Raw genomic sequence first — 25204 nt, 5'->3', positions numbered from 1 at the left:
GTGCCGGGCGCGGTGCCCGGCTCGGCGGCGGTCGATGCGTGGGGGGTCATCTGCGCGTCAGCCGGCGATCGCCTTGGCCCAGCCGCCGGCCAGGGTTTCCTTGGCCTTGGCGGTCTGCTCCTGGCTCGGGAACTTCGGGGTGCCGGTGACCGGGGGCAGCGCGGCGGCGGCGGCCTTGTCGAGGGTGCCGTCGGCCTCCATCACGGGCATCAGCACGGGACGGGCGTGGCCCTTCAGCCACAGGTTCTGGCCCTCGGCGCTGTAGAGGTACTCCTGCCACAGGCGGGCGGCCGCCGGGTGGGGGGCGTCCTTGTTGATGGCCTGGGAGTAGTACTGGGCGAACTGGCCGTCGGCGGGGACGGCGACCTTCCAGTCGATGCCCTTGGGCTTGAACTGCTCGGCGTAGCCGGCGTTCAGGTAGTCCCAGTCGATGCTGATGGGCGTCTCGCCCTTCTCGACGGTGGCGGGGGTGGACTCGACGGGGTTGTAGTTCCCGTTCTTCTTGAGCTTGCCGAAGAAGTCGAGGCCGGGCTGGATGTCGTCGAAGGAGCCGCCGGCGGCGAGCGAGGCGGCGAAGACGCCCGCGTAGGCGGAGCCGGACTTGGTGGGGTTGCCGTTGAGGGCGACCTGGCCCTTGTACTCGGGCTTCAGGAGATCGGCGAAGGTCTGCGGGCAGACCGCGACCCGCTTGGCGTCGCAGCCGATGGAGACGTAGCCGCCGTAGTCGTTGGCCCAGCGCCCCTGCGGGTCCTTCTGGGCCTCGGGGATCTTGTCGAAGGCGGCCACCTTGTAGGGGGCGAGGAGGTTCTCGGCGGCCGCGGACTGGGCGAAGGCGGCGCCGAGGTCGAGGACGTCGGGGGCGCGGTCCTGGCCCTTGCGGGACTTCACCGCGTTGATCTCGTCCTGGCTGGAACCGTCCGGGTTCTCCACCTTGACCTGGATCCCGTACTTCTTGGTGAAGCCGTCGATCAGGGCGCCGTAGTTCGCCCAGTCGCGCGGGATGGCGATGGCGTTGAGGGTGCCTTCCTTCTTCGCCGCGGCGACCAGGGCGTCCATGCCTCCGAGGTCGGCGACGGAGGCCGCGGTGGCCAGGTTCTTGCCGTTCCCGGCGGTGGTGACCGCCTTGTCGGGGGCGGCGCCGCAGGCGGACAGGGCCAGGGTGGAGAGGACGAGACCGGCGGCGAGGGCGACGGTCCGGGTGTGGGCGGTGATCACGTGGAGGCTCCAAGTTGTATGGACAACTGAGCCCATTACCGGAGTCCCGGATGTCGCCCCGGTGAATGGCACGCGGCATCCGGACAGCGAGTGGTGGTCGTTTCCGGCCACCACTCGCCGATGCCCTGCGTCACCCCATGAGCCGCGCCGCCTGCCGGACGGTGTCGGCGAGCGCGCGCACGTCCGTGTCCCGGGTCATGTCCGCCACCCCCGAGGCCCGGTCGGCGAGCCCGTCGAGCGGGAGCGCGCCGGGTACGGGCTCCCAGCCGCCCCCGCGCTCGCGCAGGGCGGAGGCGAAGTACGCGGCCACGGCGGTGACCTGGAAGCGGGCGTCGGCCTCGGTCCAGGTCCGGGCCGTCAGCCCGGCCACCTCGACGGCGGCCGATTCCTCGTGCGGGGCCCGGGTGGTGGGGTCGAGCCAGCGGACGGTGGCCGTCGCCACGTGACCGGCGGCCCCGGGGCGCGTGCGGACGGCGTACAGGGCGGTGACGCTGTGCCCCGGGCCGACCTCGCCGCCGTCCACCGCGTCGTTGCGGAAGTCCTGGTCGGCGACGCGCCGGTTCTCGTAGCCGATCAGCCGGAACGACTCCACGGTCCGCGGGTCGAAGGCCACCTGGGCCTTGGCGTCGCGGGCCCGCAGGTCTATCTGGGCGGGCAGGTCGTCGCAGAAGACCTTCCGCGCCTGCTCGGGGTCGGAGACGTAGGTGGTGTGCCCGTCGCCCCGGTCGGCGAGGGTCTCCATCAACTGGTCGCCGTAGTCGCTGCCGACCCCGACGCCGAAGAGGGTGATGCCGTTGTCCTTGCGGGCCTTCGCGACCCGCTCCAGGATCCCGTCGGCCGAGGTGTCCCCGGAGTTGGCGAGGCCGTCCGAGAGGACCACGACCCGGTTGGTGGCCTCCGCCCGCAGGCCCTTGACCGCCTCGTCGTAGCCGCGGGTCACCCCGGCCTCGACGTTGGTGGAACTGTCGGGCCGCAGCGCGGAGATGGCCTCGCGGACGCGGGTGCGCTGACCGCCGAGCCGGGTCATCGGGATCCGGGTCTTCGCCTTGTCGCTGAAGGTCACCAGCGCGATCGAGTCGTCGTCGCGCAGCCGGTCGGTCATCAGCTCCATGGAGGTGCGGACCAGGTCCAGGCGCCCCGGCTCGGCCATGGACCCGGAGATGTCGACGACGAAGGTGAGCGCGGCCGGCTTGCGGACGGAGTCCGGGGCGGGGGCCGCGGTGGTGAGCCCGACCCGCATCAGCGACCACCCGTCGGCGGAGGTCCGGGCGCCGTCGGCGGTGACGGAGAAGCCGTTGCCCGCCGGGCTCCGGTAGTCCTGGCGGAAGCTGTTGACGAACTCCTCGGGCCGCACGGTCTTCGGATCGGGCAACCGGCCCGACCCGATCGTGCGACGGGCGAAGCCGTAGCTCGCGGTGTCGACGTCCAGGGCGAAGGTCGAGAGGTAGTCGGCCGGCGGCGCGGTCCGCTCGGCCCCGTTGCTCTCCCCCTCCCCCGCCGCCCGGTCGGCCGTCGCGCCCCCGGCGTCGGGGGCGACGTTGCGGGATCCGGAGCTGCCCCTCTCCTGGCTCTTCACGGGCTCGGCCGCACTGCACCCGGTCAGCAGCAGGCCGCCCGCCGCGAGCGCGGCGACCGCCCTCGTACAACTCCTCGCGCGAAGTCTCATGCCGTACCCCTCCGTTGGCCGTTCTCCGGTGCGCTACTGGTGAATGTGACGCCCCGGCAGGGCTTTCGGACGAGTCGGAGTCGTTGCGAATGCGTCTCGAAGCGACAACGGCAGGCGGAACATCAAGGTCTGGGCTCGATACGGGCACGAACGCCTCACGGCGGACAACCTCCGAGGCGCCGATTTAACGAAATCCCTATGTGCGACACCCTCGGCATTCCCGCCGGTGCGCTCCGGGCCGCCGCGAATATCCACGGCAACACCCGGCCGGATCCGAGGGAATGGCGCGCCCGACGGTTAGGGTCGACGCATGAACGGTTCGCTTACCGAGCCCCCACCACCAGCTCCCGCTCAACCCGCGAGCTTTGTTCAGGAAGTATTACGGGGCGTCGCCCAGGTCGATTTCATGCCCAATGCGATCACGGGCATTTTCTTCCTCGCCGCCCTGGCAGCGGCCGGATGGGAATTCGCGCTCTACGGCCTGCTCGGCAGCGTGGTGGGCACGGCCACCGCTTATGCCTTCGGTATCGACCGCGGCCTCGTCTCAGTCGGCCTGCGCGGATTCAACGGCACCCTCGTCGCCCTTTCCTTCGCCGTTTTCCTCGGCGCCGATCACCTTTCGACCGTGCTGCTGGCCATCGGCGGCTGCGTCACGGTCGTCGTCGTCACCTCGGCCCTCGCGACCATTCTGGGCACCTGGAACATCCCCACCTTCACGATGCCCTTCTGCATCATGGCCAGCGTCATGACGGTCGCGGCGCCCAGCTTCTCCCGCGTCTGGCACACCGGCCCCGGCCTCGCCGCACTGCCCAAGTCCGTGGCGGACACCACCTCGTTGGGCTGGGAGCAGCTCTGGCACGGCTTCTTCGCCAATGTCGGCCAGATCTTCTTCATGCCGCAGTGGTACGTGGGGCTGATCTTCCTCGCCGGGATCACGGTGGCGAGCCGCCTCGCCGGGGCGATGGCCTGCGTCGGCAGCGCGGTCGCCGTCTTCGTCGCCTGGAGCATGGGCTCGCCCGCCCAGGGCATCTCCGAGGGTCTGATGGGCTACAACAGCGTGCTCGTGGCCATGGCCCTGTGCGGGGTCTTCCTCGTGGCCGGGAGCTGGAGCTTCGGCTACGCCGTGCTCGGCGCCGCCGCCGCGACCGGTCTGACGGCCGCCATGACCTCCTTCTTCGCGCCCTTCGGCGGTCACACCTTCACCTGGCCGTTCGTGCTGACCGCCCTCGTGTTCGTCGCCGCGGTACCGGCGATCCCCCGGCTGCGCCGCACCTGAACGCCCCCGGCGTCGCGGCACCCGAGCGCGGCCGCCACCGGAACCCTCCCCGCCCGAAAGTGAGTGACCGATGAATCTCGCTCCCCGTGAGATGGACAAGCTCTGGATCTACGTCGTCGCCGACCTCGCCCGCAAGCGGCGCGACCGGGGCGTCAAGCTCAACTACAGCGAGGCCTGCGCGCTCATCAGCGAGGGCATCCTGGAGGGCGCCCGGGACGGCAGGACCGTCGCGGAGTGCATGGAGCTCGGCAAGCAGGTCGTCGGCGCGGACGACGTGATGGCCGGGGTGCGCGAGATGCTGCCCCTGCTCCAGGTCGAGGCCGCCTTCGTCGACGGCACCAAGCTGGTCTCCTGCCACGACCCCGTCGGGGCCTGAGCGTGAGCGCGGCCGCGGCCGAGCGGACCGGGCCGATCGAAGGGGTCCGGCCCGCGCCCACCGGCGGCCCGCCCGCGGCGGTGGTCCTGGGGGCGGGGCACGAGGGCGGCGCCGCCCTCGGCGCGGTACCGGCCGGGCGGCCGCTGACCGAGGCGGTCGCCGCGGCGCTCGCCGCTTCGAGCGGGCCGGTGTGCGTGGTCCCCATGACCTTGGGCCGCGACCGGAAGCTGATCGCCGACTGCGCCCGTGCGCTGCGCTGGCTGGCTCGCGCCGAGGGGCCGGGCGGGGCGGGCGGAGCAGGCGGGGCGGGTCGACTGGTGCTGGCGCCGCCCTTCGCCACCGCCGACCACCTGACCGCCTGGCTGCGCACGGCCGCGCTGCGGGCGGTGCGCTCGGCGCCGCGGACCTCGGCGGTGCTGGTCACCGCGCCGACCGCGGGCCCCTTCGAGGACGCCGACCTCTTCCGGGTGGCCCGGCTGGTGCGGCAGTACGGCGCGCACCGCTGGGTCGAGGTCGCCTTCGACGGGGGCGACCCGGACCTCGCCGAGGGCGCGGAGCGGTGCCGCCGCCTCGGCGCCCGGCACGTCGCGCTCGTCCGTGCGGCGTTCGCCCCGCCGGACGACGGGGCGGCCGCGCGGGACGCGGACGTCGTCGACACCGGGCCGCTGCTCGGCGCGGCCGCGATCGAGGAGGTCCTGCGGGCCCGGGTCGCGCACGCCCTGCACGGCCTGGCCCACGGGGACGACGGCACCGGCGCCGGGCTGGACGCGGAGCACGGCCACGGCTACGCGCACGCGCACGGCCCGGACGGCGCCCACGACCACGCGCACGGCCCCGCACACCACCACCACTGAAGGGAAGTACCACCATGTCCGGTGGCGCCACCTACCTCTACGGCGAAGGCACCGTGGAGATCAACGCAGGCCGCCGCAAGGCCACGGTCTCCGTGTCCAACACCGGTGACCGCGCGATCCAAGTCGGTTCGCACTACCACTTCTTCGAGGCGAACCGGGCCCTGGACTTCGACCGCAACGCCGCCTACGGCATGCACCTGGACCTGCCCGCGGGCACCGCGGTGCGCTTTGAGCCGGGCGACACCCGCGAGGTGGAGCTGACGGCCTTCGCCGGGCACGGCCGCCTCATCGGCTTCAGCTCGCTGGTCGACGGGGGCCTCGGGTCCACCGACACCCGCAACCGCGCGCTGCGCCGGGCGGTCGAACTCGGCTTCCTGGGCGCCCGGATCGAGGAGCCGGAGCGCCCCGCGCACGACGGGGACGGAGCGGGAGCCGACACGGCCGACGCGGCCGACGCCGAGGCCGGTCACGACGGCGGCCACAAGAAGAAGAACAAGAGCCACAAGAAGGGCGAGAACTGATGGCCGTCCTGAGCCGCAAGCAGTACACCGACCTGTTCGGGCCGACCGTCGGCGACCGCTTCCACCTGGCCGACACCAATCTGGTCGTCGAGGTCGAGAAGGACCACAACGAGGGGCACTACGGCGACGAGGCCGTCTACGGCGGCGGCAAGGGCATCCGCGACGGCATGGCCCAGGACCCGCAGGCCACCAACCTCCAGGGCGCCCTCGACCTCGTGATCACCAACGTGGTGGTGCTGGACGCGGTCCTCGGCGTGGTCAAGGGGGACCTGGGCGTCAAGGACGGGATGATCGCGGGCCTGGGCAAGGCGGGCAACCCGCACACCCAGTCCGGGGTGCACCCGAAGCTGGTCATCGGCCCCGGCACCGAGGTGATCTCGGGCGAGCACCTGATCGCCACGGCGGGCGGGATCGACACCCACATCCACTTCATCGCCCCGCAGCAGGCCGAGCACGGCCTCTCCAACGGCATCACCACCCTCATCGGCGGCGGCACCGGTCCCTCCGACGGCACCAACGGCACCACCTGCACCCCCGGCCCCTGGAACATCGGCCGGATGTACCAGGCGGTCGAGGACCTGCCGGTCAACGTCGGTCTGCTGGGCAAGGGCAACGGCTCGCTCCCGGAGGCACTGGTCGAGCAGGTCGAGGCGGGCGTCTGCGGGCTGAAGGTGCACGAGGACTGGGGCACCACCCCGGCCGCGCTCAGCAAGGCCCTCGACGTCGCCGACGACTACGACGTCCAGGTCGCCGTGCACACCGACACCCTCAACGAGTCCGGCTTCTTCGAGGACACCCGCTCCGCCATCGACGGCCGCACCATCCACACCTTCCACACCGAGGGCGCGGGCGGCGGCCACGCGCCGGACATCATGCGGATCGCGGGCGAGCCCAACGTCCTGCCGTCCTCCACCAACCCGACGCTGCCCTACACGGTCAACTCCGTGGACGAGCTGCTGGACATGGTGATGGTCTGCCACCACCTCTCCCACGACATCCCCGAGGACGTCTCCTTCGCCGACTCCCGCGTGCGGGCCGAGACGATCGCGGCCGAGACCGTCCTGCACGACGAGGGCGTCATCTCGATCTTCTCCTCCGACTCCCAGGCCATGGGCCGGATCGGCGAGTCCTGGACGCGGGCCTTCCAGACCGCGCACCACTGCAAGGACCAGCGCGGCAAGCTGGCCGGGGACACCGAGCGCAACGACAACTTCCGGGTGCTGCGCTACCTGGCCAAGATGACCATCAACCCGGCCCTGGCCACCGGCACCGCCGAGCACATCGGCTCGCTGGAGACCGGCAAGCTCGCCGACATCGTGCTGTGGCCGATCCACTCCTTCGCGGCGAAGCCCAAGATGGTCATCAAGGGCGGGCTGATCAACTGGGCGCTGATGGGAGACCCGAACGCCTCGCTGCCGACCCCGCAACCGGTCTACTACCGGCCGATGTTCGGGGCGTACGGCAAGGCGAAGCAGAGCACCCGGGTCTCCTTCATGTCGCAGGCCGCGATCGCGCTCGGCGTGCCGGAGCGGCTGGGGCTGGACAGCCGGGTGCTGCCGGTGCGGCACTGCCGGACCGTCGGCAAGCAGCACATGCTCCACAACGACGCGCTGCCCGAGATCACCGTCGACCCGGAGACCTACAAGGTCAGCCTGGACGGGGTCCCGGCCACCATCGAGCCGGCCCGCGAACTGCCGCTGAACCACCTGTTCTTCCTGGCATGAGCGGGCCGTCCGGCGCGAGCGCCGACCCCGCGGCCGACGACGAGGGCATCTCCGCCGCGGCCCTCCTGGTCAGCCTCCAGCTGACCGACTCCGCCTTCCCCAGCGGCTTCTACACGCTCTCGCACGGCCTGGAGGGCTACGCCCAGGCCAAGGCCGTGACCCCGCAGGGCGTGCCGGAGCTGCTGGCCGACCTCCTGCGGCACTCGGTGGGACCCGCCGACGCCACCGCGCTGGCGCTGGCCCACCGGGCCGCGTCGGCCGGTGACTGGGCGGGGATCGGCGAGATCGACCGCAGGCTGTGCGCGGCCAAGCTGGGCGAGGGGCTGCGGCGCGCGGCCACCCGTACCGGGCGCCAGTTGCTGGACGTCGCCCGCGAGTGCGTCGGCGGCGAGGCCCTGGAGCGCTACGCCGAGTTGGTCGGCGCGAAGCGGGCGCCCGGCACGCAGGCGGTGGCCGCCGGGGTCGCGTACGCGGCGGCGGGCGTCCCGGTGCGGGCGGCCGTCGTCAGCGACCTGTTCGCCTTCTCGGCGAGCTTCACCGGGGCCGCGCTGCGGCTGCGGCTCACGGACCACCGCCGGGCCCAGGTCGTGCTCCGCGAGACCGCCCCCGTCATCGAAGAGGTGGCGCGGGCGGCCCTGCGGCGCGAGCTCGCCGACCTCGGCGGGTGCGTGCCCCTGGCCGATGTGATGTCGGCCCGGCACGAGCGGGCCGAGGCCCGCCTGTTCGCCACCTGATCCGTCCCCCCTGCGAAAGATCGAGAGCGACACATGAGAGACGACCACGTCCTGCGGGTCGGCATCGGCGGCCCCGTCGGCTCCGGCAAGACCGCGCTGATCGAGGCGCTGGTGCCGGTGCTCATCGAGCGCGGCCACCGGCCCGCCGTGATCACCAACGACATCTACACCCAGGAGGACGCCCAGCACGTGCGCCGCACCCTGGCCGGGGTGCTGGACCCCGAGCGGGTGGTCGGGGTGGAGACCGGGGCCTGCCCGCACACGGCGGTGCGCGACGACCCGACCATGAACCTGGCCGCGGGCGCCGAGATGCTGGAGCGCTTCCCCGATGTGGACACGCTCCTGTACGAGTCGGGCGGGGACAACCTCACCCTGACCTTCAGCCCGGTGCTGGTGGACCTGTTCCTGTTCGTCCTGGACACCGCCGAGGGCGAGAAGATGCCGCGCAAGCGGGGGCCGGGCATCACCGAGTCCGATCTGCTGGTCATCAACAAGATCGACATCGCCCAGTACGTGCGCGCCGACCTCGGCGTGATGGAGCGCGACGCCCACCACGTCCGCGAGGGGCGGCCGGTGGTGCTGACCAACTGCCTGACCGGACACGGCCTGGAGGAGATCGCGACCTTCGTCGAGTCCTTCCGCCGGGTGCCCGCGTGAGCGTCGTGGCCGACCCGCCGACCGTCGTGCCGGGGCCGACCCCGGGTGCGGGGCCCGGCCCCGCGCCCGAGGTCCGCCGCGCGGCGCCCGCCCGGCCCCGCGGGCGGCTGGAGCCGGAGCACTACGAGCCGCCGCGCGTCCCCCCGGAGGTGCGCCGCCACTCGGCCGTCCCCGACACCCTCGGGGTCGGCCGCCCCGGCAAGGTGGGCCTGTTGGAGCTGGGCTTCGAGCGGCGCGGCGGCCGCACCGAGCTGGTGCGGCACTACCAGAAGTCCCCGCTCCAGATCATGCGCCCGCTGTACTTCGACCCGCACCGCCCGGACCTGCCGGTGACCTTCCTGCTGTCCACCGGCGGCGGCGTCGTCCAGGCGGACCGGCTGCGCCAGGACCTCTCCTTCGGCCCCGGTACGGCGGCGCACGTCACCACCCAGGCCGCGACGAAGGTCTACCGGATGGAGTACGACTACGCCGTCGCGCAGACCCACCTGGACGTCGGGGCCGACGCGTACGTCGAGTACCTGCCCGATCCGGTGATCCCGTACGTCGACTCGCGCTTCTACCAGCGCACCGTGATCACCGCGGACCCCTCGGCCACCGTGCTGGTCTCCGAGAGCGTGCTGGCGGGGCGGCTCGCGCGCGGGGAGCGGCACGCGTACGCCGTCTTCGCCTCCGACCTGGAGGTGCGGCGGCCCGACGGGGACCTGGTCGCGCTGGACGCCGTACGGCTGGAGCCGGGCGGCGGCGGGGTGGGCGGACCGGCCGTGCTGGGCGGGTACGCGGTGCTGGCCGGTTTCTTCGTGCTGACCCCGCTGGCTCCCGCCCGCGAGGTGGCCGACCTCTTGCACGCGGCGCTGGCGGACAGCGCTCTGGCGTACGGCGTCAGCGTGCTGCCGCAGGAGAGCGGTGCCTGGGTGCGGGTGCTGGGCGACCGGAGCCAGGAGGTCTCGCGGGCCCTGGCCCGCGCCTGGAACGCGGTGCGCCTGCGACTCATCGGCGTGCCGGCGCCCGACCTGCGCAAGACCTGACCGGCCGCGCGCCCCGTCCCGCGGGGCGCGGCAGCCGCCGACCCGAAGGATCCGCACCCCCATGCCCACTGGCTACGACACGGGTAACACCGCCTGGATGATGGCGAGCACCGCGATGGTGCTGCTGATGACCCCCGGCCTCGCCTTCTTCTACGGGGGGATGGTGAAGACCAAACACGTGCTGGTGATGCTCAAGATGAGCTTCGCCTGCCTGTCGTTGGTCACCGTCCTCTGGCTCGCGATCGGCTACTCGCTCGCCTTCGGCAAGGACGCCGGCGGCGGCCTGATCGGCGGTCTGGAGCACGCCTTCTTCCGCGGCGTCGGGATGACCACCCTGCACGGCTCGATCCCGACCGTGATCTTCGCCTGCTTCCAGATGTCGTTCGCGATCATCACGGTGGCGCTGATCAGCGGTTCGATCGCGGGCCGGGCCACCATGAAGGGCTGGCTCGTCTTCGTCGTCGCCTGGACCCTGATGGTGTACGTGCCCACCGCCCACTGGGTCTTCGCGCCCGACGGGTGGATCGTGAAGTCCCTGGGCGCCCTCGACTACGCGGGCGGCCTGCCGGTGGAGCTCAGCTCGGGCGCGTCCGGGCTGGCGGTGGCGATCGTGCTGCGGGGGCGCCGGGACTTCGAGCGCGACCCGATCCGGCCGCACAACCTGCCGCTCGTGGTGATCGGGCTGGCGCTCCTGTGGTTCGGCTGGTTCGGCTTCAACGCCGGATCGGCGCTCCAGGTCGAGGGCAGCGCTCCGACCACCTTCTTCAACACGCAGCTCGCGGCCGCCGGCGCGATGATCGGCTGGCCGATCATCGAGAAGTGGCGGCTCGGGCACGTGGAGATGCTGGGCGTGGCCTCGGCGGCCGTCGCGGGCATGGTCTCGATCACCCCGGCCTGCGGTGAGGTCTCCCCGGTCGGCGCCCTGATCATCGGCTTCGTCGCGGGCGTGGTCTGCTGCTTCGCCATCAACATGAAGTACAAGATCGGCGTGGACGACACCCTGGACGTGGTGGGCGTGCACGGCTGGGGAGGCATCGTCGGCGTGCTCTCCGTCGGCCTCTTCGCGACGGCCGCGATGAGCGGCAAGAAGGGCCTCTTCTACGGGGGCGGGGCGGACCAGCTGTGGCGCCAGGCCGTCGGCATCCTGGCCGTCGGCTCCTTCGCCTTCGCGATGACCTGGCTCATCGCCCAGGCCATCGACAAGACCGTGGGCTTCCGCACCTCCGAGGAGTACGAGAACGTGCCCGGGCGCGAGGAGGAGGTCGCCTACGACTCCGAGACGCTGGAGCAGATCCGCGACCGGATGGGCGAGCAGGGCGGGGAGAGCGGTCGCACCCCCGCCCGCGCGGGGGCCGGGGCCGGCGGAGCCGCCTCCGCCGCCGGGACCGACCCGGCCGCGCAGGACGCCGCACTGCTGGCCGAGGTCCTCTCGGTCCTGGAACGACGGGAGCGGGACAAGTGACGACGACCGGGGATTCGGGCAACGCGTCGTGGCTGATGATGGCCACGGCCCTGGTCCTGCTGATGGCGCCCGGACTGGCCTTCTTCTACGGCGGGATGGTCCGCACCGGCCAGATCATCGCCATGCTCAAGATGTGCTTCTTCTGCGTGGTGATCGTCACGGTGCTCTGGTTCGCCGTCGGCTACTCGCTGGCCTTCGGGCCGGACGCGGGCGGCCTCGGGGTGATCGGCACCCTCGACCACGCCTTCCTGCGCGGCGTCGGCATCGACTCGCTCACCGGTGACGTGCCGACCGTGACCTTCGCGGTCTTCCACATGTCCTTCGCCATCGTCACGGTGGCCCTGATCAGCGGCTCCATCGCGGGCCGGGCCACGATGAACGGCTGGATCGCCTTCGTCTGCGCCTGGACCCTGCTGGTCTACATCCCGATGGCCCACTGGGTGTTCGACCCGCGGGGCTGGGTCGCCGAACAGCTGGGAGCCGTCGACTTCGCCGGCGGCACGGTCGTCGAGATCGGCTCCGGAGCCGCGGGCCTCGCGCTCGCGATCGTCGCCGGCAAGCGCGCCGACTTCGACCGCCAGGGCATCCGCCCGCACAACCTGCCGCTCGTCGTCATCGGCCTGTCGCTGATGTGGTTCGGCTGGTTCGGCTTCAACACCGGTTCCTCCCTCGGCACTCCGGGGGGCGCCGCGATGGCGTTCTTGAACAGCCAGCTCGCGGCGGGGGCCGCGATGGCCGGATGGGCCGTCACCAGCTGGTGGCGGACCCGGCAGGTCGGCCTGCTCGACATGTGCATGGGCGCGGTGACCGGCCTGGTCGCCACGACCCCGCTGGCCGGCGGGATCGCCCCGGTGTGGGCCACCGTCACCGGCTTCGTCGCGGGACTGACCTGTGCGCTCGCGATCAGCTGGAAGTACCGGCTGGGGGTGGACGACACCCTCGACGTGGTCGGCATCCACGGCTGGGGCGGGATCGTCGGCATGGTCATGGCCGGTTTGACCGCGACCGGTGCGCTCACCGGCAAGAAGGGCCTGTTCTACGGCGGTTCCTGGGACCTGCTCGGCAAGCAGCTGACGGCCGTGGTCGTCCTCGGCCTGTACGCCTTCGTCATGACCGCGCTCATCGGCAAGGCGATCGGGGCCACCATCGGCCTGCGCCAGCCCGGCGGGATGATCGAGCACGAGCAGGCGTACGCGGAGGTGCTCTCCGACCACCTCAAGCAGCTGTCCGCGGACGACACCGCCGCGCCGCTGCGGGAGGAGCCGGAGAGCGCCTCCGCGCTCGTCGCGCGACTGCGGGAGGTGCTGATGACCGGCCGCCAGGACAACTGACCCGCGGATCAGGGCCGTTCCCCGCTCTACGGTCCCCTCATCGGGGCCGGTGGGGGACGGCCCTTCCCGTGCTATCTTGCTTTGCATGGTACCTGGCAATGCAAGCCAACCCGGAGCCGACGGCCACGTGGCCAGTCAGCTGCGCAAGGGCGTACTGGAGTACTGCGTCCTCGCGCTGCTGCGCGACGGCCCGCGCTACGGGGTGGAACTGTTGGAGGAGCTGGCCCGGGTCGAGGTGATGGCGACCAGCCAGGGAACGATGTACCCCCTGCTGTCGCGCCTGCGCCGGACCGGACTCGCCGACACCCACCTGCGCGATTCCGACAGCGGACCGCCGCGCAGGTACTACACGCTGACCGACGCGGGCCACAGCGCGCTGGAGGAGTTCGCCGCCCACTGGCCCTCCTTCCGCACCGCCGTGGACCACTTCCTCTCTCCTGGAGACCCGACGTGAACGACACCCTGCCGCACCCCCTGGTCCGCGCCTTCCTCTCCGCGGTGGACGAGCGGACCCGCACCCTGCCCGAGGAGCGTCGCCGGGAACTGCTCGCGGACCTCGCCGAGCACATCGAGGTGACCCTCGCGGAGCGACACCCCGCGGACGAGACGACGGTGCGCGCGATGCTGGACCGGCTCGGGTCGCCCCAGGCCATCGCCGAGGCCGCACTGGCGGAGGAGGGCGGCGGCCCCCGGCTCCCCGAGGCGCAGGGCGCGGCGCGCACGGCCGTCACGCTGGCCCTGCTCGTCCTGGCGTTCCCTCTCGCGCTCGTGCCGATCGCCGGCTGGGTCCTGGCCCCGATCTCCCTGGTCGTCGGGCTGGTCACGCTGTGGAAGTCGACCCAGTGGGCGCGCCGCGAGCAGCGGTCGGCGACCCTCCTGCTGCTCTCCCCGGTGATCACGGCGCCCGTGATCGCGGGCGTGCTCATGGTGGCGACCAGCGGACTGGGCCCGACCGCCGTGATCGCGGCCCTCGCGCTGTCCTGGATCCTGCCCGTGGTCGCCGTCGTGCGCCTGGCCCGCTCGGCGGCCCGGCTGCGCTCGGCCTAGGTCCGGGCCACTCCGCGGCGAACGGCGCCCCGGTCGAGGTGTCCGACCGCGCGGCCAACTCCGGGCGGGCGGTGGGCCTTCACGTACAGTGCGGTGGCGAGGGGGGCGTGTCCGTCGGGGCGATCCGGCCGGGGCTCCCCCCTCCTCATGTCGGCGGGCGCGATGGCGGGGGTGGCTGGATGTTGGGGACGGCACGGGCGTGGGTCGAAGGGTGGGCCGCGGCCCGGCTGATGCCGGAGCCGGTGGAGGTGCCCTGGGGGCTGCGGATCGACATCGGGCGCCCGGACCAGATGGTCCGCCACGTCCTGCTCGACGCCGACCCCGGCGCCGCGCGCGAGTTGATCGCCTCCGTCACCGAACCCACCACCTGCGTCAAGGCGTTCCTGCCGGGGGCCGAGATGCGGCCGTGGTTCTCCTCCGGGTGGGAGCCCGTGGAGTCCTGCTTCCTCATGGCCGTCGACCTGCGTCCGGCGCGCGTGCACGTGCCGGACGGGTACCGCGTCACCGTCGAGGCCGCGGGCGACATGACCTGCGTACGCGTCCTGGACGCCGACGGTCGGGTCGCCGCCTCCGGCCGGACCGGTCGGGCCGGGTCCGCCCGCGCCTTCGACCAGATCGTCACCGAACCGGCCCACCAGCGCCGCGGCCTCGGGACGGTGGTGATGGGAACGCTCACCGAAGCGGCCCTCGACGAGGGGGCCCGCACCGGTGTCCTGGGCGCGACCGACCAGGGCCGGGCGCTGTACGAGGCGCTCGACTGGAAGGTCCTCGCGCCGCTCGACGGATTCGCCTACCGGCCCGTCGCCCGGTGACCGGGCGCGGGTGAGCCCCTCCCGCCGCGGGAGGGGCCGCCCGGTGACGCTCAGCCCGCCGGGACGGTGTCCTCGAAGGACGTGCCCGCCGCGCGGTAGGCGTTCACCTTGGCCGTGACCTGGGCCGGGGTGAGCACCTGGTCCTTGACGTGCAGGACGTAGTCGACCTGCTGGTCGTACGCGCGCGCGGCGGTGCCGCTCTGGCCGTTCAGGTCGATCAGCCACTGGTTGAAGTTGATCGACATGGGCCGTTCGGGCAGGTAGCGGGCGTCGTGGGTGCCGAAGACCTGACCGTCGATGTAGTAGGTGATGGCGCGGTCGTCGATGGTGACGACGAGGTCGTGCCAGCCCGCGTAGCTGGTACGGGCCTCGGTGTGCTGGTTGACCGCCTCCCACGGGTCGGGGCGGTAGGTCTCCCATGACGTCGTGTACAGGATGTTCCCGGGCTCGCCCCAGCCCCCGTTGGGCAGGTACTCGAAGTCGTACTCGGCGTAGTCGTCGGCCATCGGGGCCTTGAGGTCGTTGATGGTGAAGAAGGTCTGCACGAGGTGGTCGCCGTCCGGGCCGTACTTCGGGGCGTCGGAGAATTTGACCCGGGCCGCGTAGGTGCCGTTCTTGAACTTCGTCGCCTTCGTCAGCACTTCGGTCTGCTTGGTGCTCTGCGCCGAACCCGCGGTGGAGGTCTCCAGGTTCATGACGGTGTTCCCGCCGCCGGCCGCGGCGAAGGTGACGTTCTCGGGGGACCAGGCGGCGCCGGGGACACCCGGCCCACCGGAGTTGGAGCGGACGTTCCACCCGTGGGCGGCGATGGCCGGGTCGCCGTACGCGGTGTAGGAGAAGTCGTCGAAGAGGGTCGCCCCGGTGGGCGGCGGGTCGGTCGGCGTGGGGGTGGGGGTGGGACCGGTCGGCGTGGGGGTCGGGTCGCCGCCGTTGCCGGCGGGGGCGGTTCCCCAGACGGTGGCGCCGCCGAGGCGCGCCGTGACCTTGCCCCAGTCGCCGTAGGCGCCCTGCCCCGCGCCGAAGGAGTAGTCGTCGGCCTGGTTCAGGGTCTGCCAGTCGGCCCGGTAGAAGCGCAGCTGCATGTCCCCGGTGTCGGCGCCGGGGGCGAGGGATCCGGCGCCCGCGGTGAAGCCGATCTCCAGGTAGCGGTCGGCGGTGGCGGTGGGGTGTTCCAGGGTGCCGAAGGAGGCGGTGACGTTGGCGCAGCCCTTGACCGCCCAGGAGCAGGCGAAGCGGTACGGGAGCCCGGGGCCGTCCGCCTTGAAGTAGTAGCGGAAGGTCACCCCGCTCAGGGCGACGGTCGTCGAGCCGTTGTTGACCACCTTGAACCAGGGCTCCGCCTGGTCGGCGGTGGCCCCGTTCGCGCTGGTGCGGTACTGCACCTTGACGGAGTCGGTCGCGGCGTTCGCGACCGGGGCGGTGAGGGCGGCGCTGCCGAGCCCGGCGGTGACGGCCAGGGCGAGGGCGATCGCGGCGCGGGTACGCGTGGCGGGGCGCATCGGGGGTCCTCTCGGGTGGGGGGAGCAGGGGTGGAGCGGTGCGGAGGTACGGGCGAACGGGCGCGGGGTCAGGCGCCGTCGCGGTGCGGGGGCCGGGCGCGCACGCCGAGCGCGGCGAGCCGGTCGTGGTGGTGGTCCAGTCGGCGCCGGAAGTCGGGCCAGTCGCGGTGGGTGGACCAGGCGGTGTCGGCCAGGGCGCAGAGCCGGGGGAAGGCCAGGTATTCCAGCTGCGCGGGGGTGCTCGCGTACTCGGTCCACAGCTGGGCCTGGGTGCCGAGGATCCGGCGGGTGGCTTCCGGTTCCCAGTGGGGCGGGGCGGGTTCGTTGTCGTACACCCCGCGCAGGTCGACCACGCCGCCGTCCTGCCCGCGCGGTTCGGCGGGGTCGGCGGACTGCGGGTAGTCCAGGTAGGTGGAGCGGTGGGGCGTCATGATCACGTCGTGGCCGCGCAGGGCGGCGGTCCGCCCGTGGTCCGGGTCGAGCCAGGCGGCGACCGTGAACGCGCCGGGGAGTTCGGCGCCGTTGCCGGTCCAGCCCAGGGGGCGGCGGCCGCGCGCGACGACGTGGTCGGCGACGGTCCGCATGAACCACCCGTGGAGCGCTTCCGGGCCGCTCAGTCCTTCGCGGGCGGCGCGTTCCCGGGCCGCCGCCGAGGCGTGCCATTCGGTGGCGGGGCACTCGTCGCCCCCGATGTGCACGTAGGGCCCGGGGAAGACGTCCATGACCTCGTCGAGGACGGCGCGGCAGAAGTCGAGCACCTCGTCGTGGACGCCGAGGATGTTCTCGCAGACCCCCCAGCGGGTCCACGGCTCCAGGGTGACGTCGGGGCGGTTGCCCAGGTGGGGGTAGGCGGCGAGGGCGGCGCGGGTGTGGCCGGGCATCTCGATCTCGGGGACGATCGTCACCCCGCGGCGGGCCGCGTAGTCGACGAGCCCGGTGAGTTCGGCCCGGGTGTACGCGCCCTCGTGGGGGGTGCGGTCGCCCTCGCTCTCGCGGCGGCGGGCCCCGGTCCCGGTGAGCCGGGGGTAGCCGGGGACGGGGATCCGCCAGCCCTGGTCGTCGGTGAGGTGCAGGTGCAGGACGTTGAGTTTGTGCAGGGCGAGCAGGTCCACGAACCGGCGTACGTACGAGGCCGGTTGGAAGTGGCGGGCCACGTCCAGCATGGCCCCGCGCCACGCGAACCGCGGACCGTCGGTGATCCTCAGGCAGGGCAGGGAGAGCCCGGGCCGCGGCCCCGCCCCCGCGTCGAGGGCGGCGGGCGGGAGCAGTTGGCGCAGGGTCTGGATCCCGTGCAGCAGCCCCTCGTGCCGGGCGGCGCGCAGCAGGACGGAGTCCGGGCCGATGGTCAGGGCGTAGCCCTCGGCCCCGAGGTCGGCGGGGTCGGCGGAGTCGGCGGGATCGCTTTCCAGGAGCAGTACGATCCGCCCGCCCGCAGGGCCGGGCGGCGCCGGGCGCAGGGGGCCGCCGGTGACCGGGGAGAGCAGCTCGCGCAGCAGGGCGGCGGCGGCCCCGGCGCCGGGGCCGGCGCGCAGTGCGGTGTCGGGTCCGAGGGGGAAGCGGCCGGGGTGGGTGGTGAGGGTGCGGGGGCGGGGGACGAGCTGCGGGAGGGCGGCGCGGCGGGCGGACATGGCGCGGTGGTTCCTCCAATGCCTTACCAATTGGTCAACTGGATAGCTGCGTGGCACGAAGGTGACATGAGCGGGTCATGACGTCAACCCTGCGCGACATCAAGGAATTTGCTGACGATCCGGCGTCGAAGTGGTTAGATGCACTTGACCAGTTGAACACCACGGGCACACAGGGAGGAGCGGGGCGTGACGGCGAGCGGCGCGGGACCGGTGTTGAAGCGGGAGCGGGTCCGCGAGTACCTGCTCGGCATGATCGACACCAGACGACCGGGTGACGCCATCCCCTCCGAGCGCACCCTGTGCACCGCGCTGGGAGTGTCGCGGCCCACCCTGCGCGCGGCCGTCGACGAGTTGGTGGCCACGGGCGCCCTGGTCCGCGAGCACGGCCGCGGCATGTTCGTCGCGCCCGCCAAGATCACCCAGGAACTGGCCCCCGACGAGGCCTCCTTCGCGGTGCGGCGGGCGGCGGGCCACTGGTCGAGCCGGGTGCTGGAGCACGCGGTGATCCCGGCGGACGCCCGGATCGGGCGTCGGCTGCGCATCTCCCCCGGCGCGGGGCTGCTCTACGTGGCACGACTGCGCCTGGTGGACGGCGCCCCGATGGCGATCGAGCACCTGCACATCCCCGCGGACCTGGTGCCCTCGCTGACCCCGGCCGAGCTGGAGGCCGGCGACCTGTACGAGCACCTGCGCGAGCGGCACGGGCTGTTCGTGCACGAGGCCCGGCAGTCGATCGAGCCCACCGTGGTCAACGAGGCCGAGGCCGCGCTGCTGGAGGTGCCCCTGCACTCCCCCGCCCTGCTGATCGAGCGCCTCACCACGGACTCGACCGACCGCCCGGTCGAGTACGTGCACTCCGTGTACCGCGGCGACCGCTACCGCATCGTCTCCCGCCTCGCGCTGGGCGCCGCCGCCGCCCGGAGCACGGGCCACCATCCGGGCATCCCGCCCGGCGACCTGGGGCGGCGCGAGATCATCACCTCGACCACCACCGGGGACGTCCACACCCTGAACTGAGCCCCCGGTGGCCCCCGTTCAGGAACCGTCCGGCGCGCGCAGCGGATTCGGCAGCGGCAGGTAGCGGGCGGCGGCGCCGTCGGCGCGGGTCCACCGCAGCAGCAGGTTGGTCTTGCCCGGCAGGGTCGGGGCGCTCAGCAGCTCCCGGACCTCGGGCAGCCCGTGCTCCGCGTCGTAGCGGCGGAACTCCTCCCGCGCGGCCGGCCACAGTCCCGCCGCGACGGCCGGGTGGTGCTCGGCGAGCGCACCGGCGATCTCGGTGAGGTGGTTGACGACCAGGCAGTAGACGAGCCGCTGCCAGCCCTCCTCGCGGCCGGTCTCCGGGAGCAGTTTGACGCCCTCCGCGTCCCGGAAGAGCGCCTGTACGGGCGTCCCGGATCCGTCGACCGCGATCAGGGTGTTCTGGAGGTGGGCCTCCAACACGACTCCGTGGCGCGCGAAGAGTTCGAGCGCCGGGGGCACCACCTGGCGCAGGTACGCGCGCCACCAGGCGGCCGGATCGGCGGTCCGCTCCAGCGGCCCGGGCTCGGAGCCCTCGGCGAGCGCGGCGGCCAACAGCGCGGTGGCGCCCGGCAGCAGGTGCGCGCGCAGCCCCTCGCGGACCAGCACGGCCAGCTCCTCGAAGGCGAAGGTCGCGGTGCGGTAGCCCAGGTCCGCCGTCCAGGCCGCCGTGGTCCCCGTCCGGGCGCGCACCGCCGCGAAGGCGGCGCCGACGGCCGCGTCGGTGCGGCGCAGCATCAGCAGGTCGTGCCGCCACAGCCGCCGCACGTCGTTGGTGATCCGGACGTCCAGGCTGAACTTCGCGAAGAGGTCGCCGCGCGGACCCGGCAGGTACACGGTCCGCACGGAGGCCGTGGGCCAGCCGGGCCGGGTGCCGCCGGGGAGCCGCAGCAGCCGCCCGTCGGCGAGGGCCGCGCGCAACCCGGGGCTCGCGCAGGTCAGTTCCAGCTGCCAGGGGTGGGCGGGCAGCAGGACGTGGCCGGGCGGCACCGGCGGCGCGCCCGCGGCGTCGGCGAGTTCCTCGAAGAGTCGCGCGGCGGGCGCGCCGCCCTCCTCGTGCACCTGGTCCGCGCGCAGTGCGAGGAAGGCCAGCGGGAAGCGGCCGTGCGCCTCGGGGGCGTAGGGCAGCCAGGACCGCGCCGGTGCGCCGCCGCGGGCCTTGGGCGCGGGGTGGTACGGGTGGCCCATCAGCAGCGCCTGTTCGGAGCGGACGTAGGGGTCGTCCGGCGCCGTGGCCGAGGCGCGGGCCGCGAGGATCGCGCCGATCGCGGCGCGGCTGTCGGCGATCTCGGCGGGCAGCTCGTCGTTGGCCGCGCCGGTGTAGCGGCGCAGCTCGTCGGAGGTGAGCTTGATCAGGTCGGTGTGGCTCAGCGGGTACCAGCCGTCGGCGCCCCGCAGCTCGGGGCGGCCGGGGCGGCGCCCGGCCCGGACCCGCAGGAGCCGCCCGCTGCCGAGCAGCCGGTGGACGCCCCCGGCGGCGTCCCCTTCGGGTTCGGCCGCCTCCCGCAGGAGGCAGTTCAGGAGCGGCGCCGCGGCGTACTCGTCGGCGGCGGCGGTGACGGCGGACGTCACGGCGGCGTTGGGTTCCACGGGTCCACGGACTTCCCTCTAGGGCCGGCAGTGATCTTCAGTATCGACGATGCGGGCCGTCGCCGTGGCGTTCGGGTGATGATGGCCCGAGGAGAATACGAACGGGAACCCGGCGCGGCGCTCGCGCGACGAGCCGCCCGCCCGGTGCCGTGCCCGACCGAAAGGATTCCGCCCTGTACCGCAGTGGTCATGCCCCCGGATCCGCCGCCGAGGACGCCGTCGCCGCCCGGCTGGGCGACGTACGACCGGCCCTCGGCCCGGCCTACGCGGCCGCGCTGCCCGGCGCGCGGGCGGCCGTCCTGACCCGGCTCTGGCGGGCGCTGGCCCACGAGCCGCTGCCCTGGGTGGCGCGCCGTTCGGTGTCCGGCGACGCGATGACCGTGCTGCTCACCGACGGCGCCCGGCTGCACGGGCCGCTCCCCGACCCGTACGCGCACGACGACCGCGTCCGGGAGCTGTACCTCGACGGTGCGGCGCACCGGCGCGCCGCGGATCTGATGGCGGCGCTGCGGGTACCGCACGGCCCCGGCTTCGCGGCCGAGCTGGACGGCAGCACGGCCTCCCTGGCGCTCTCCCGCGCGGGGCAGTCTGCGCACGGGGGGACAGGGCGCGCGGTCGAGGTCTGGGAGTGGGAGCAGCGGGTGGTCGACGGGCACCCCTACCACCCCAACTGCCGCTACCGCCCCGGCTTCTCGGTGGCCGAGGAACTGGCCCACGCGCCGGAGCACCGGCCGGTCGTCACCCTCGGCCTGCGCGCCGTACGGGCGGACGCGAGCCTGGTGACGGGCGCCTGGCCCGCGGCGCTGCGGGACGGGGCGCGGATCCTGATCCCGGTGCACCCCTGGCAGGCCGCGCACGTGCCGGGCCTGCCCGGGGCGGCCGTGACGGGCGGGGCGGGCGGGGTGTCGGGCTTCCCGGCGCATCCGCTGATGGCGCTGCGCTCGCTGGCCCCGGTCGCGGGCGGTCCGCTGGACGGCTGGGCACCCGGAGGGACGACCCCGCAGGTCAAGACGGCGCTGAGCACCCGGCTGACCTCCTCCGTGCGGGACGTCTCGGCGTACTCGATCGAGACCGCGCAGGTGGTGTCGGCCTTCGCCACCTCGCTGGCCGCCCGGCTCGACGGGCGGCTGCACGTGACCCGGACCCTGGGCGCCGTCACCGCGCACAGCCCGGACCTGGCGGCCGTGCTGCGCGAGCCGCCGGAGCGGTACGCCGACGCCGGAGCGGGCGAACGGGTCGTGCCGGTCGGGGCGCTCGGGGGCACCGGGTGGGCCCGCTCGCCCGCCTGGCGGGCCGACTTCGCCCGGCTCGCGCTCTCGGTGTGCCTGCGCGTGCTCGACCTCGGCGTGGCCCTGGAGGCGCACGGACAGAACCTGCTGGTCGTCCTCTCCCCAACCGGAGAACCACTGCGGCTGGTCTACCGGGACCTCGCCGACATCCGGATCAGCCCGGCCCGGCTCGCCGCGCACGGGATCCCGGCGCCGCCGCTGGCGGGGCGGCTGGTCACGGACGACGAGGTGCTGCTGCGCCGCAAGCTGTTCGGTTCGCTGGTGACCGGGGCCCTGGGGGCGTTGGCGGGCTCGGCCGGGGCGCTGGCCGAGGACCTGGCCGCCGCCGCGCCCGCGCTGGAGCGCACCCCGGACGCGCTGGCCCTGTTGGGCGAACCGCTGCCCGCCAAGGCCCTCACCCTGATGCGGCTCGATCCGGGCACCCCGGGCGACCTGTGGACGACCCTGGGCCGACCGGCGGGGCTCGCCCTGCGGTAGCCGCGCGCGTCGGACACCCCCGGGGGCGCCGGGGGCGGGCCGGGGTGGGCCGTTCGGGGGGAGCAGGGACCGTGCGCGGCCCTGTCCCCCGGGCGATCGGGGGCCGCGATGGCACTAGTGGGACATGAGCCTCGATCGCCGTCACCTCCTCGCCGGTGCCGCCGCAGCCGTTCTCGCCTCCGTCGGGGCGGGGCGGCCACCGGGAAACCGGGACCGGCGGCGCGCCGCCGATTTCGAGGCGCTCGCCCGGGACCTCGACGGACAGGTGGTCCTCCCCGGGCAACGGGACTACGCCGAGGCCCGCCGGCTCTTCCAACCGCGCTACGACACGATCGCGCCCGGCGCCGTCGCCTACCCCGCGCACGCCCGTGACGTGGCGACCTGCGTGGCCTTCGCCCGTCGCGCGGCGGTGCCCGTCGTGCCCCGCGGCGGCGGGCACAGCTACGCCGGCTACTCGACCGGACCGGGCCTGGTCGTCGACGTCGGTGCCATGGCGGCCGTCGAGACCGGCACCGGGGAGGTCCGGATCGGGGCCGGGGCGCGGCTCGGCGACGTGAACGCGCGCCTGGCGGAGCGGGGCGTGGCCGTGCCGACCGGGCTCTGCCCCTCCGTCGGGATCGCGGGGCTCGCGCTCGGCGGCGGCCTCGGCGTCTCCAGCCGGGCCTTCGGAACGACCAGCGACCAGCTCACCGGGGTCCGGATCGTCACCCCCGACGCGGTCGTGCGCGAGGTGGACGCGCGCACCGACCCGGACCTCTTCTGGGCGCTGCGCGGGGGCGGCGGCGGGAACTTCGGGGTGGTCACCGAATTCCGGCTGCGCACCCGCCCGGTCGGGGACTGCGCCTTCGCGGAACTGCACTGGTCCTGGCCGGACTCCGGCGCGCTGCTGCGCGGTTGGCAGCGGTGGCTCGGTGCGCTGGCGGACCCCTTCTGGACCCAGGTCGAATGCGTGGTCGAGCCCGGTGCGGCGCCGGGGCCGACCGCGGTGCGGGTGCTCTGCCTGGACGGCCGCCGCGCGCTGGAGGAGCAGCTCACCCGGCTGGCGGACGCGGTCGGGATCCGGCCCCGCGACAGCCACGTGGAGGTGCGGACCTACGGCGACACCATGCGGACCCTGTCCGGCTGCCGGGAGGAGTCGGCGGCCGGGTGCCACCTGCCCGGGCGGCTGCCGGGGCACGATCCGCAGGGGCGCCTCGGCCGGGACGACTACGCGGCCCGCTCCGACTTCTGGCCCGCGTCGGGCCTGCCCGCGGACGCCGTCGCCACCGTGCTGGACGGCGTACGGCGCTACGCCTCGGCGGTGCCCCCGGGCGGGCTCGGTGTGGTGCAGTTCGACGGGGTGTGCGGGGGCGCGGTGGGCCGGGTGGATCCGGCCGCGACCGCTTTCGTCCACCGGTCCGCCGGCTTCCTCGCCCAGTACCTCGCCTACTGGCCGTCGGGCTCCTCGCCCACCGACGTCGGGCGCCACCAGGCCTGGTTGGACGGGCTCTGGCAGCGGCTGCGGCCGTGGGCGAGCGGGCGCGCGTACCAGAACTACGCGGATCCGAAGCTGGCGAACTGGGGCGAGGCGTACTACGGCGGCAATCTCGCTCGTTTGAAGGAGGTCAAGCATGCCTACGACCCCAGCCGTCTCTTCGACTTCCCCCAGGGGGTCTAGTGCCTGAGCCGTCCGGTCAACAGCGGGAAGAGGAGTTCAGCATGCGGTGTGGTGCGATGCTGCGTCGGACGCTCGTCGTGGTGGCCGCGGCCTCCGTGGTGGTGGGCATCGGGCAGGTGCCCGCCGGGGCCGGGGCCGCCGGGACCCGGGCGCCGGGCGGCGGCCACTGGACCGCCCGGGACGCGCAGGCCTTCTGGACCACGGACCGGATGGCCTCCGCCGCGGTCATGGGCGGCGACCCGGGCGTCCCGGCGGCGGCCGGGCCCGGTGACGGGCAGGACTTCGACGGGGTGCCGGTGGTCGGCCGGCTGTTCGTGATGAAGGACGGCGGGGCGTACTTCTGCACCGCCAGCGTGGTCGCCTCCCCGCACAAGGACCTGGTGCTCGGGGCGGCGCACTGCCTGTTGGGCGCCGACACCCGGCAGGTCGCGTTCGTACCGCACTACACGGCCAAGACCCCCCGCCCGTACGGGATGTTCCCCGTGCTGAAGGTGTGGGTCGACCCGCGCTACCAGCAGCAGGGGCCCGACCTCGCGGCCACGCTCGACGTGGCCTTCGCCCGGGTCGGACCGAACAGCCAGGGCACCGAGGTCGAGGACGCGGTCGGCGGGAACCGGCTGGTCACGGGCGACGGGTACGAGCACGACGAGGTGCGGCTGATCGGCTATCCGGCCTCGGCCGCCCGGCCCCGGCTGTGCGTCAACCGGACGACCCGGTTCACCAGTACCGATCCGGCCAGCCCCGGATCGTTCCTGCGGATCGACTGCACCGGCTACCCCGGCGGGACCAGCGGCGGCCCGTTCCTGAAGAACTTCGACCGGTTCACCAACACCGGTGACGTCATCGGGGTCATCGGGGGCTGGAAGACGGGCGGTCCCGGCCCGGACACCTCGTACAGCTCCTACTTCGGCACGGACGTCAGGAACCTGTACCAGACGGCGGTCGACGCGGCGCGATGAGCCCGTGGGCGCGCCGGGTGCGCCGCGGGTTCCCCACGGTCCGCGGGGTCGGCGGCACGCCCGGCGCGATGACGGTGTCCGCCGGGGGCAGTTCGAGCCGCCGCCGCAGGTCGGCGAGGGCCGCGTGCACGGGGCCGAGGATGACCTCGGCCCGCGGGTGGACGTTCGCCAGCGCGTGCGCGGTGGTCTCGATGGTCTCGGCGGCGTCCTCGGCCGCGGTCCGGCTCCAGCCGCCGAGGAAGGCGGCGTCGTACAGGTGACAGGCCGCGTCGGCGGCCGCGTCGGCCCGCTCGCCGACCCCGGGCGCCGCGACGGACGGCAGTTCCACGCCAGTTTCCATACCGCTCTCAACGAGGCTCCCCCGCGCGGGGGAACGCGTCGGGGCCGC

General features: G+C 73.8%; 23 protein-coding genes. 17 read left to right on the top strand and 6 right to left on the bottom strand.

Annotated features, from left to right (window positions below):
- Nucleotides 1-57: 57 nt before the first annotated feature.
- Both ACFWAR_RS30655 and ACFWAR_RS30650 read right to left on the bottom strand, forming a co-directional pair.
- Nucleotides 58-1215, bottom strand: a complete 1158-nt coding sequence (locus tag ACFWAR_RS30655) for an ABC transporter substrate-binding protein (protein ID WP_385784071.1) — start codon at nt 1213-1215, stop codon at nt 58-60.
- A 130-nt stretch (nt 1216-1345) separates the two neighbouring features.
- Complete coding sequence (locus ACFWAR_RS30650; RefSeq protein WP_385784068.1) at nt 1346-2881, bottom strand: von Willebrand factor type A domain-containing protein; 1536 nt, start codon at nt 2879-2881, stop codon at nt 1346-1348.
- A 310-nt stretch (nt 2882-3191) separates the two neighbouring features.
- Here ACFWAR_RS30650 and ACFWAR_RS30645 point away from each other — a divergent pair, with 310 nt between their 5' ends.
- The 13 genes from ACFWAR_RS30645 to ACFWAR_RS30585 all read left to right on the top strand — a co-directional run bounded on the left by ACFWAR_RS30645 (nt 3192) and on the right by ACFWAR_RS30585 (nt 14700).
- Nucleotides 3192-4157 carry an urea transporter gene (locus tag ACFWAR_RS30645; protein ID WP_385784065.1) on the top strand — a complete coding sequence of 322 codons (966 nt, stop codon included), beginning with the start codon at nt 3192-3194 and terminating at the stop codon, nt 4155-4157.
- Between the two features lie 70 nt (nt 4158-4227).
- Entirely contained in the window at nt 4228-4533 is a 306-nt protein-coding gene (locus tag ACFWAR_RS30640) for an urease subunit gamma (protein ID WP_385784063.1), read from the top strand.
- Nucleotides 4534-4535: 2 nt separating this feature from the next.
- Entirely contained in the window at nt 4536-5387 is an 852-nt protein-coding gene (locus ACFWAR_RS30635) for a sirohydrochlorin chelatase (protein ID WP_385784060.1), read from the top strand.
- A gap of 14 nt (nt 5388-5401) precedes the next feature.
- Nucleotides 5402-5908 (top strand): urease subunit beta, encoded by a 507-nt coding sequence (locus tag ACFWAR_RS30630; RefSeq protein WP_385784057.1) that lies wholly within the window; start codon nt 5402-5404, stop codon nt 5906-5908.
- Nucleotides 5908-7632, top strand: a complete 1725-nt coding sequence (gene ureC / locus ACFWAR_RS30625) for an urease subunit alpha (protein ID WP_385784054.1) — start codon at nt 5908-5910, stop codon at nt 7630-7632. The genes ACFWAR_RS30630 and ureC overlap by 1 nt, the downstream gene beginning before the upstream one ends.
- Nucleotides 7629-8366: an urease accessory protein UreF gene (locus ACFWAR_RS30620; protein WP_385784051.1), complete on the top strand. Its 738-nt coding sequence runs from the start codon at nt 7629-7631 to the stop codon at nt 8364-8366. Before ureC ends, ACFWAR_RS30620 begins: the two co-directional genes overlap by 4 nt.
- A gap of 33 nt (nt 8367-8399) precedes the next feature.
- Nucleotides 8400-9023, top strand: coding sequence for an urease accessory protein UreG (ureG, locus tag ACFWAR_RS30615; RefSeq protein WP_385784049.1), 624 nt, complete (start codon nt 8400-8402; stop codon nt 9021-9023).
- Nucleotides 9024-9130: 107 nt separating this feature from the next.
- On the top strand, nt 9131-10048 hold the full coding sequence (locus ACFWAR_RS30610) for an urease accessory protein UreD (protein WP_385784074.1): 918 nt from the start codon (nt 9131-9133) through the stop codon (nt 10046-10048).
- Nucleotides 10049-10109: 61 nt separating this feature from the next.
- Nucleotides 10110-11510: an ammonium transporter gene (locus tag ACFWAR_RS30605; protein WP_385784046.1), complete on the top strand. Its 1401-nt coding sequence runs from the start codon at nt 10110-10112 to the stop codon at nt 11508-11510.
- Nucleotides 11507-12841, top strand: coding sequence for an ammonium transporter (locus ACFWAR_RS30600; protein WP_385784044.1), 1335 nt, complete (start codon nt 11507-11509; stop codon nt 12839-12841). Before ACFWAR_RS30605 ends, ACFWAR_RS30600 begins: the two co-directional genes overlap by 4 nt.
- A gap of 85 nt (nt 12842-12926) precedes the next feature.
- On the top strand, nt 12927-13295 hold the full coding sequence (locus tag ACFWAR_RS30595) for a PadR family transcriptional regulator (RefSeq protein WP_385784041.1): 369 nt from the start codon (nt 12927-12929) through the stop codon (nt 13293-13295).
- Entirely contained in the window at nt 13292-13888 is a 597-nt protein-coding gene (locus ACFWAR_RS30590; RefSeq protein WP_385784038.1) for an HAAS signaling domain-containing protein, read from the top strand. The genes ACFWAR_RS30595 and ACFWAR_RS30590 overlap by 4 nt, the downstream gene beginning before the upstream one ends.
- Nucleotides 13889-14067: 179 nt before the next feature.
- Complete coding sequence (locus ACFWAR_RS30585) at nt 14068-14700, top strand: GNAT family N-acetyltransferase (RefSeq protein ID WP_385784035.1); 633 nt, start codon at nt 14068-14070, stop codon at nt 14698-14700.
- 50 nt (nt 14701-14750) lie between these two features.
- On the opposite strand, the gene ACFWAR_RS30580 is transcribed toward ACFWAR_RS30585, so the two are convergent.
- Complete coding sequence (locus tag ACFWAR_RS30580) at nt 14751-16199, bottom strand: cellulose binding domain-containing protein (RefSeq protein ID WP_385784032.1); 1449 nt, start codon at nt 16197-16199, stop codon at nt 14751-14753.
- 68 nt (nt 16200-16267) lie between these two features.
- Nucleotides 16268-17827, bottom strand: coding sequence for a beta-N-acetylhexosaminidase (locus ACFWAR_RS30575; RefSeq protein WP_385784029.1), 1560 nt, complete (start codon nt 17825-17827; stop codon nt 16268-16270).
- A gap of 186 nt (nt 17828-18013) precedes the next feature.
- Between ACFWAR_RS30575 and ACFWAR_RS30570 the strand changes: the two genes are divergently transcribed.
- Nucleotides 18014-18844: a GntR family transcriptional regulator gene (locus ACFWAR_RS30570; protein WP_385784026.1), complete on the top strand. Its 831-nt coding sequence runs from the start codon at nt 18014-18016 to the stop codon at nt 18842-18844.
- 18 nt (nt 18845-18862) lie between these two features.
- On the opposite strand, the gene ACFWAR_RS30565 is transcribed toward ACFWAR_RS30570, so the two are convergent.
- Nucleotides 18863-20434, bottom strand: coding sequence for an IucA/IucC family protein (locus ACFWAR_RS30565; protein WP_385784024.1), 1572 nt, complete (start codon nt 20432-20434; stop codon nt 18863-18865).
- Between the two features lie 149 nt (nt 20435-20583).
- On the opposite strand from ACFWAR_RS30565, the gene ACFWAR_RS30560 reads away from it, so the two are divergent.
- From ACFWAR_RS30560 to ACFWAR_RS30550, 3 genes are all read left to right on the top strand, one after another.
- The gene (locus tag ACFWAR_RS30560; RefSeq protein ID WP_385784021.1) at nt 20584-22200 is read left to right on the top strand and encodes an IucA/IucC family protein; all 1617 of its coding nucleotides are present in this window, start codon (nt 20584-20586) and stop codon (nt 22198-22200) included.
- 124 nt (nt 22201-22324) lie between these two features.
- Entirely contained in the window at nt 22325-23857 is a 1533-nt protein-coding gene (locus ACFWAR_RS30555) for an FAD-binding oxidoreductase (RefSeq protein WP_385784018.1), read from the top strand.
- Between the two features lie 56 nt (nt 23858-23913).
- Nucleotides 23914-24816 (top strand): hypothetical protein, encoded by a 903-nt coding sequence (locus tag ACFWAR_RS30550; protein WP_385784015.1) that lies wholly within the window; start codon nt 23914-23916, stop codon nt 24814-24816.
- Here ACFWAR_RS30550 and ACFWAR_RS30545 read toward each other — a convergent pair.
- Complete coding sequence (locus ACFWAR_RS30545; protein WP_385784013.1) at nt 24776-25144, bottom strand: hypothetical protein; 369 nt, start codon at nt 25142-25144, stop codon at nt 24776-24778. The genes ACFWAR_RS30550 and ACFWAR_RS30545 overlap by 41 nt on opposite strands.
- Nucleotides 25145-25204 lie beyond the last annotated feature (60 nt).

Origin of the sequence: Streptomyces sp. NPDC059917, assembly GCF_042730635.1 — a bacterium.
Classification (GTDB): Bacteria; Actinomycetota; Actinomycetes; order Streptomycetales; family Streptomycetaceae; genus Streptomyces.
The sequence above is the reverse complement of the archived record's forward strand: the minus strand, read 5'-3'. Positions and strand labels throughout refer to the sequence as shown.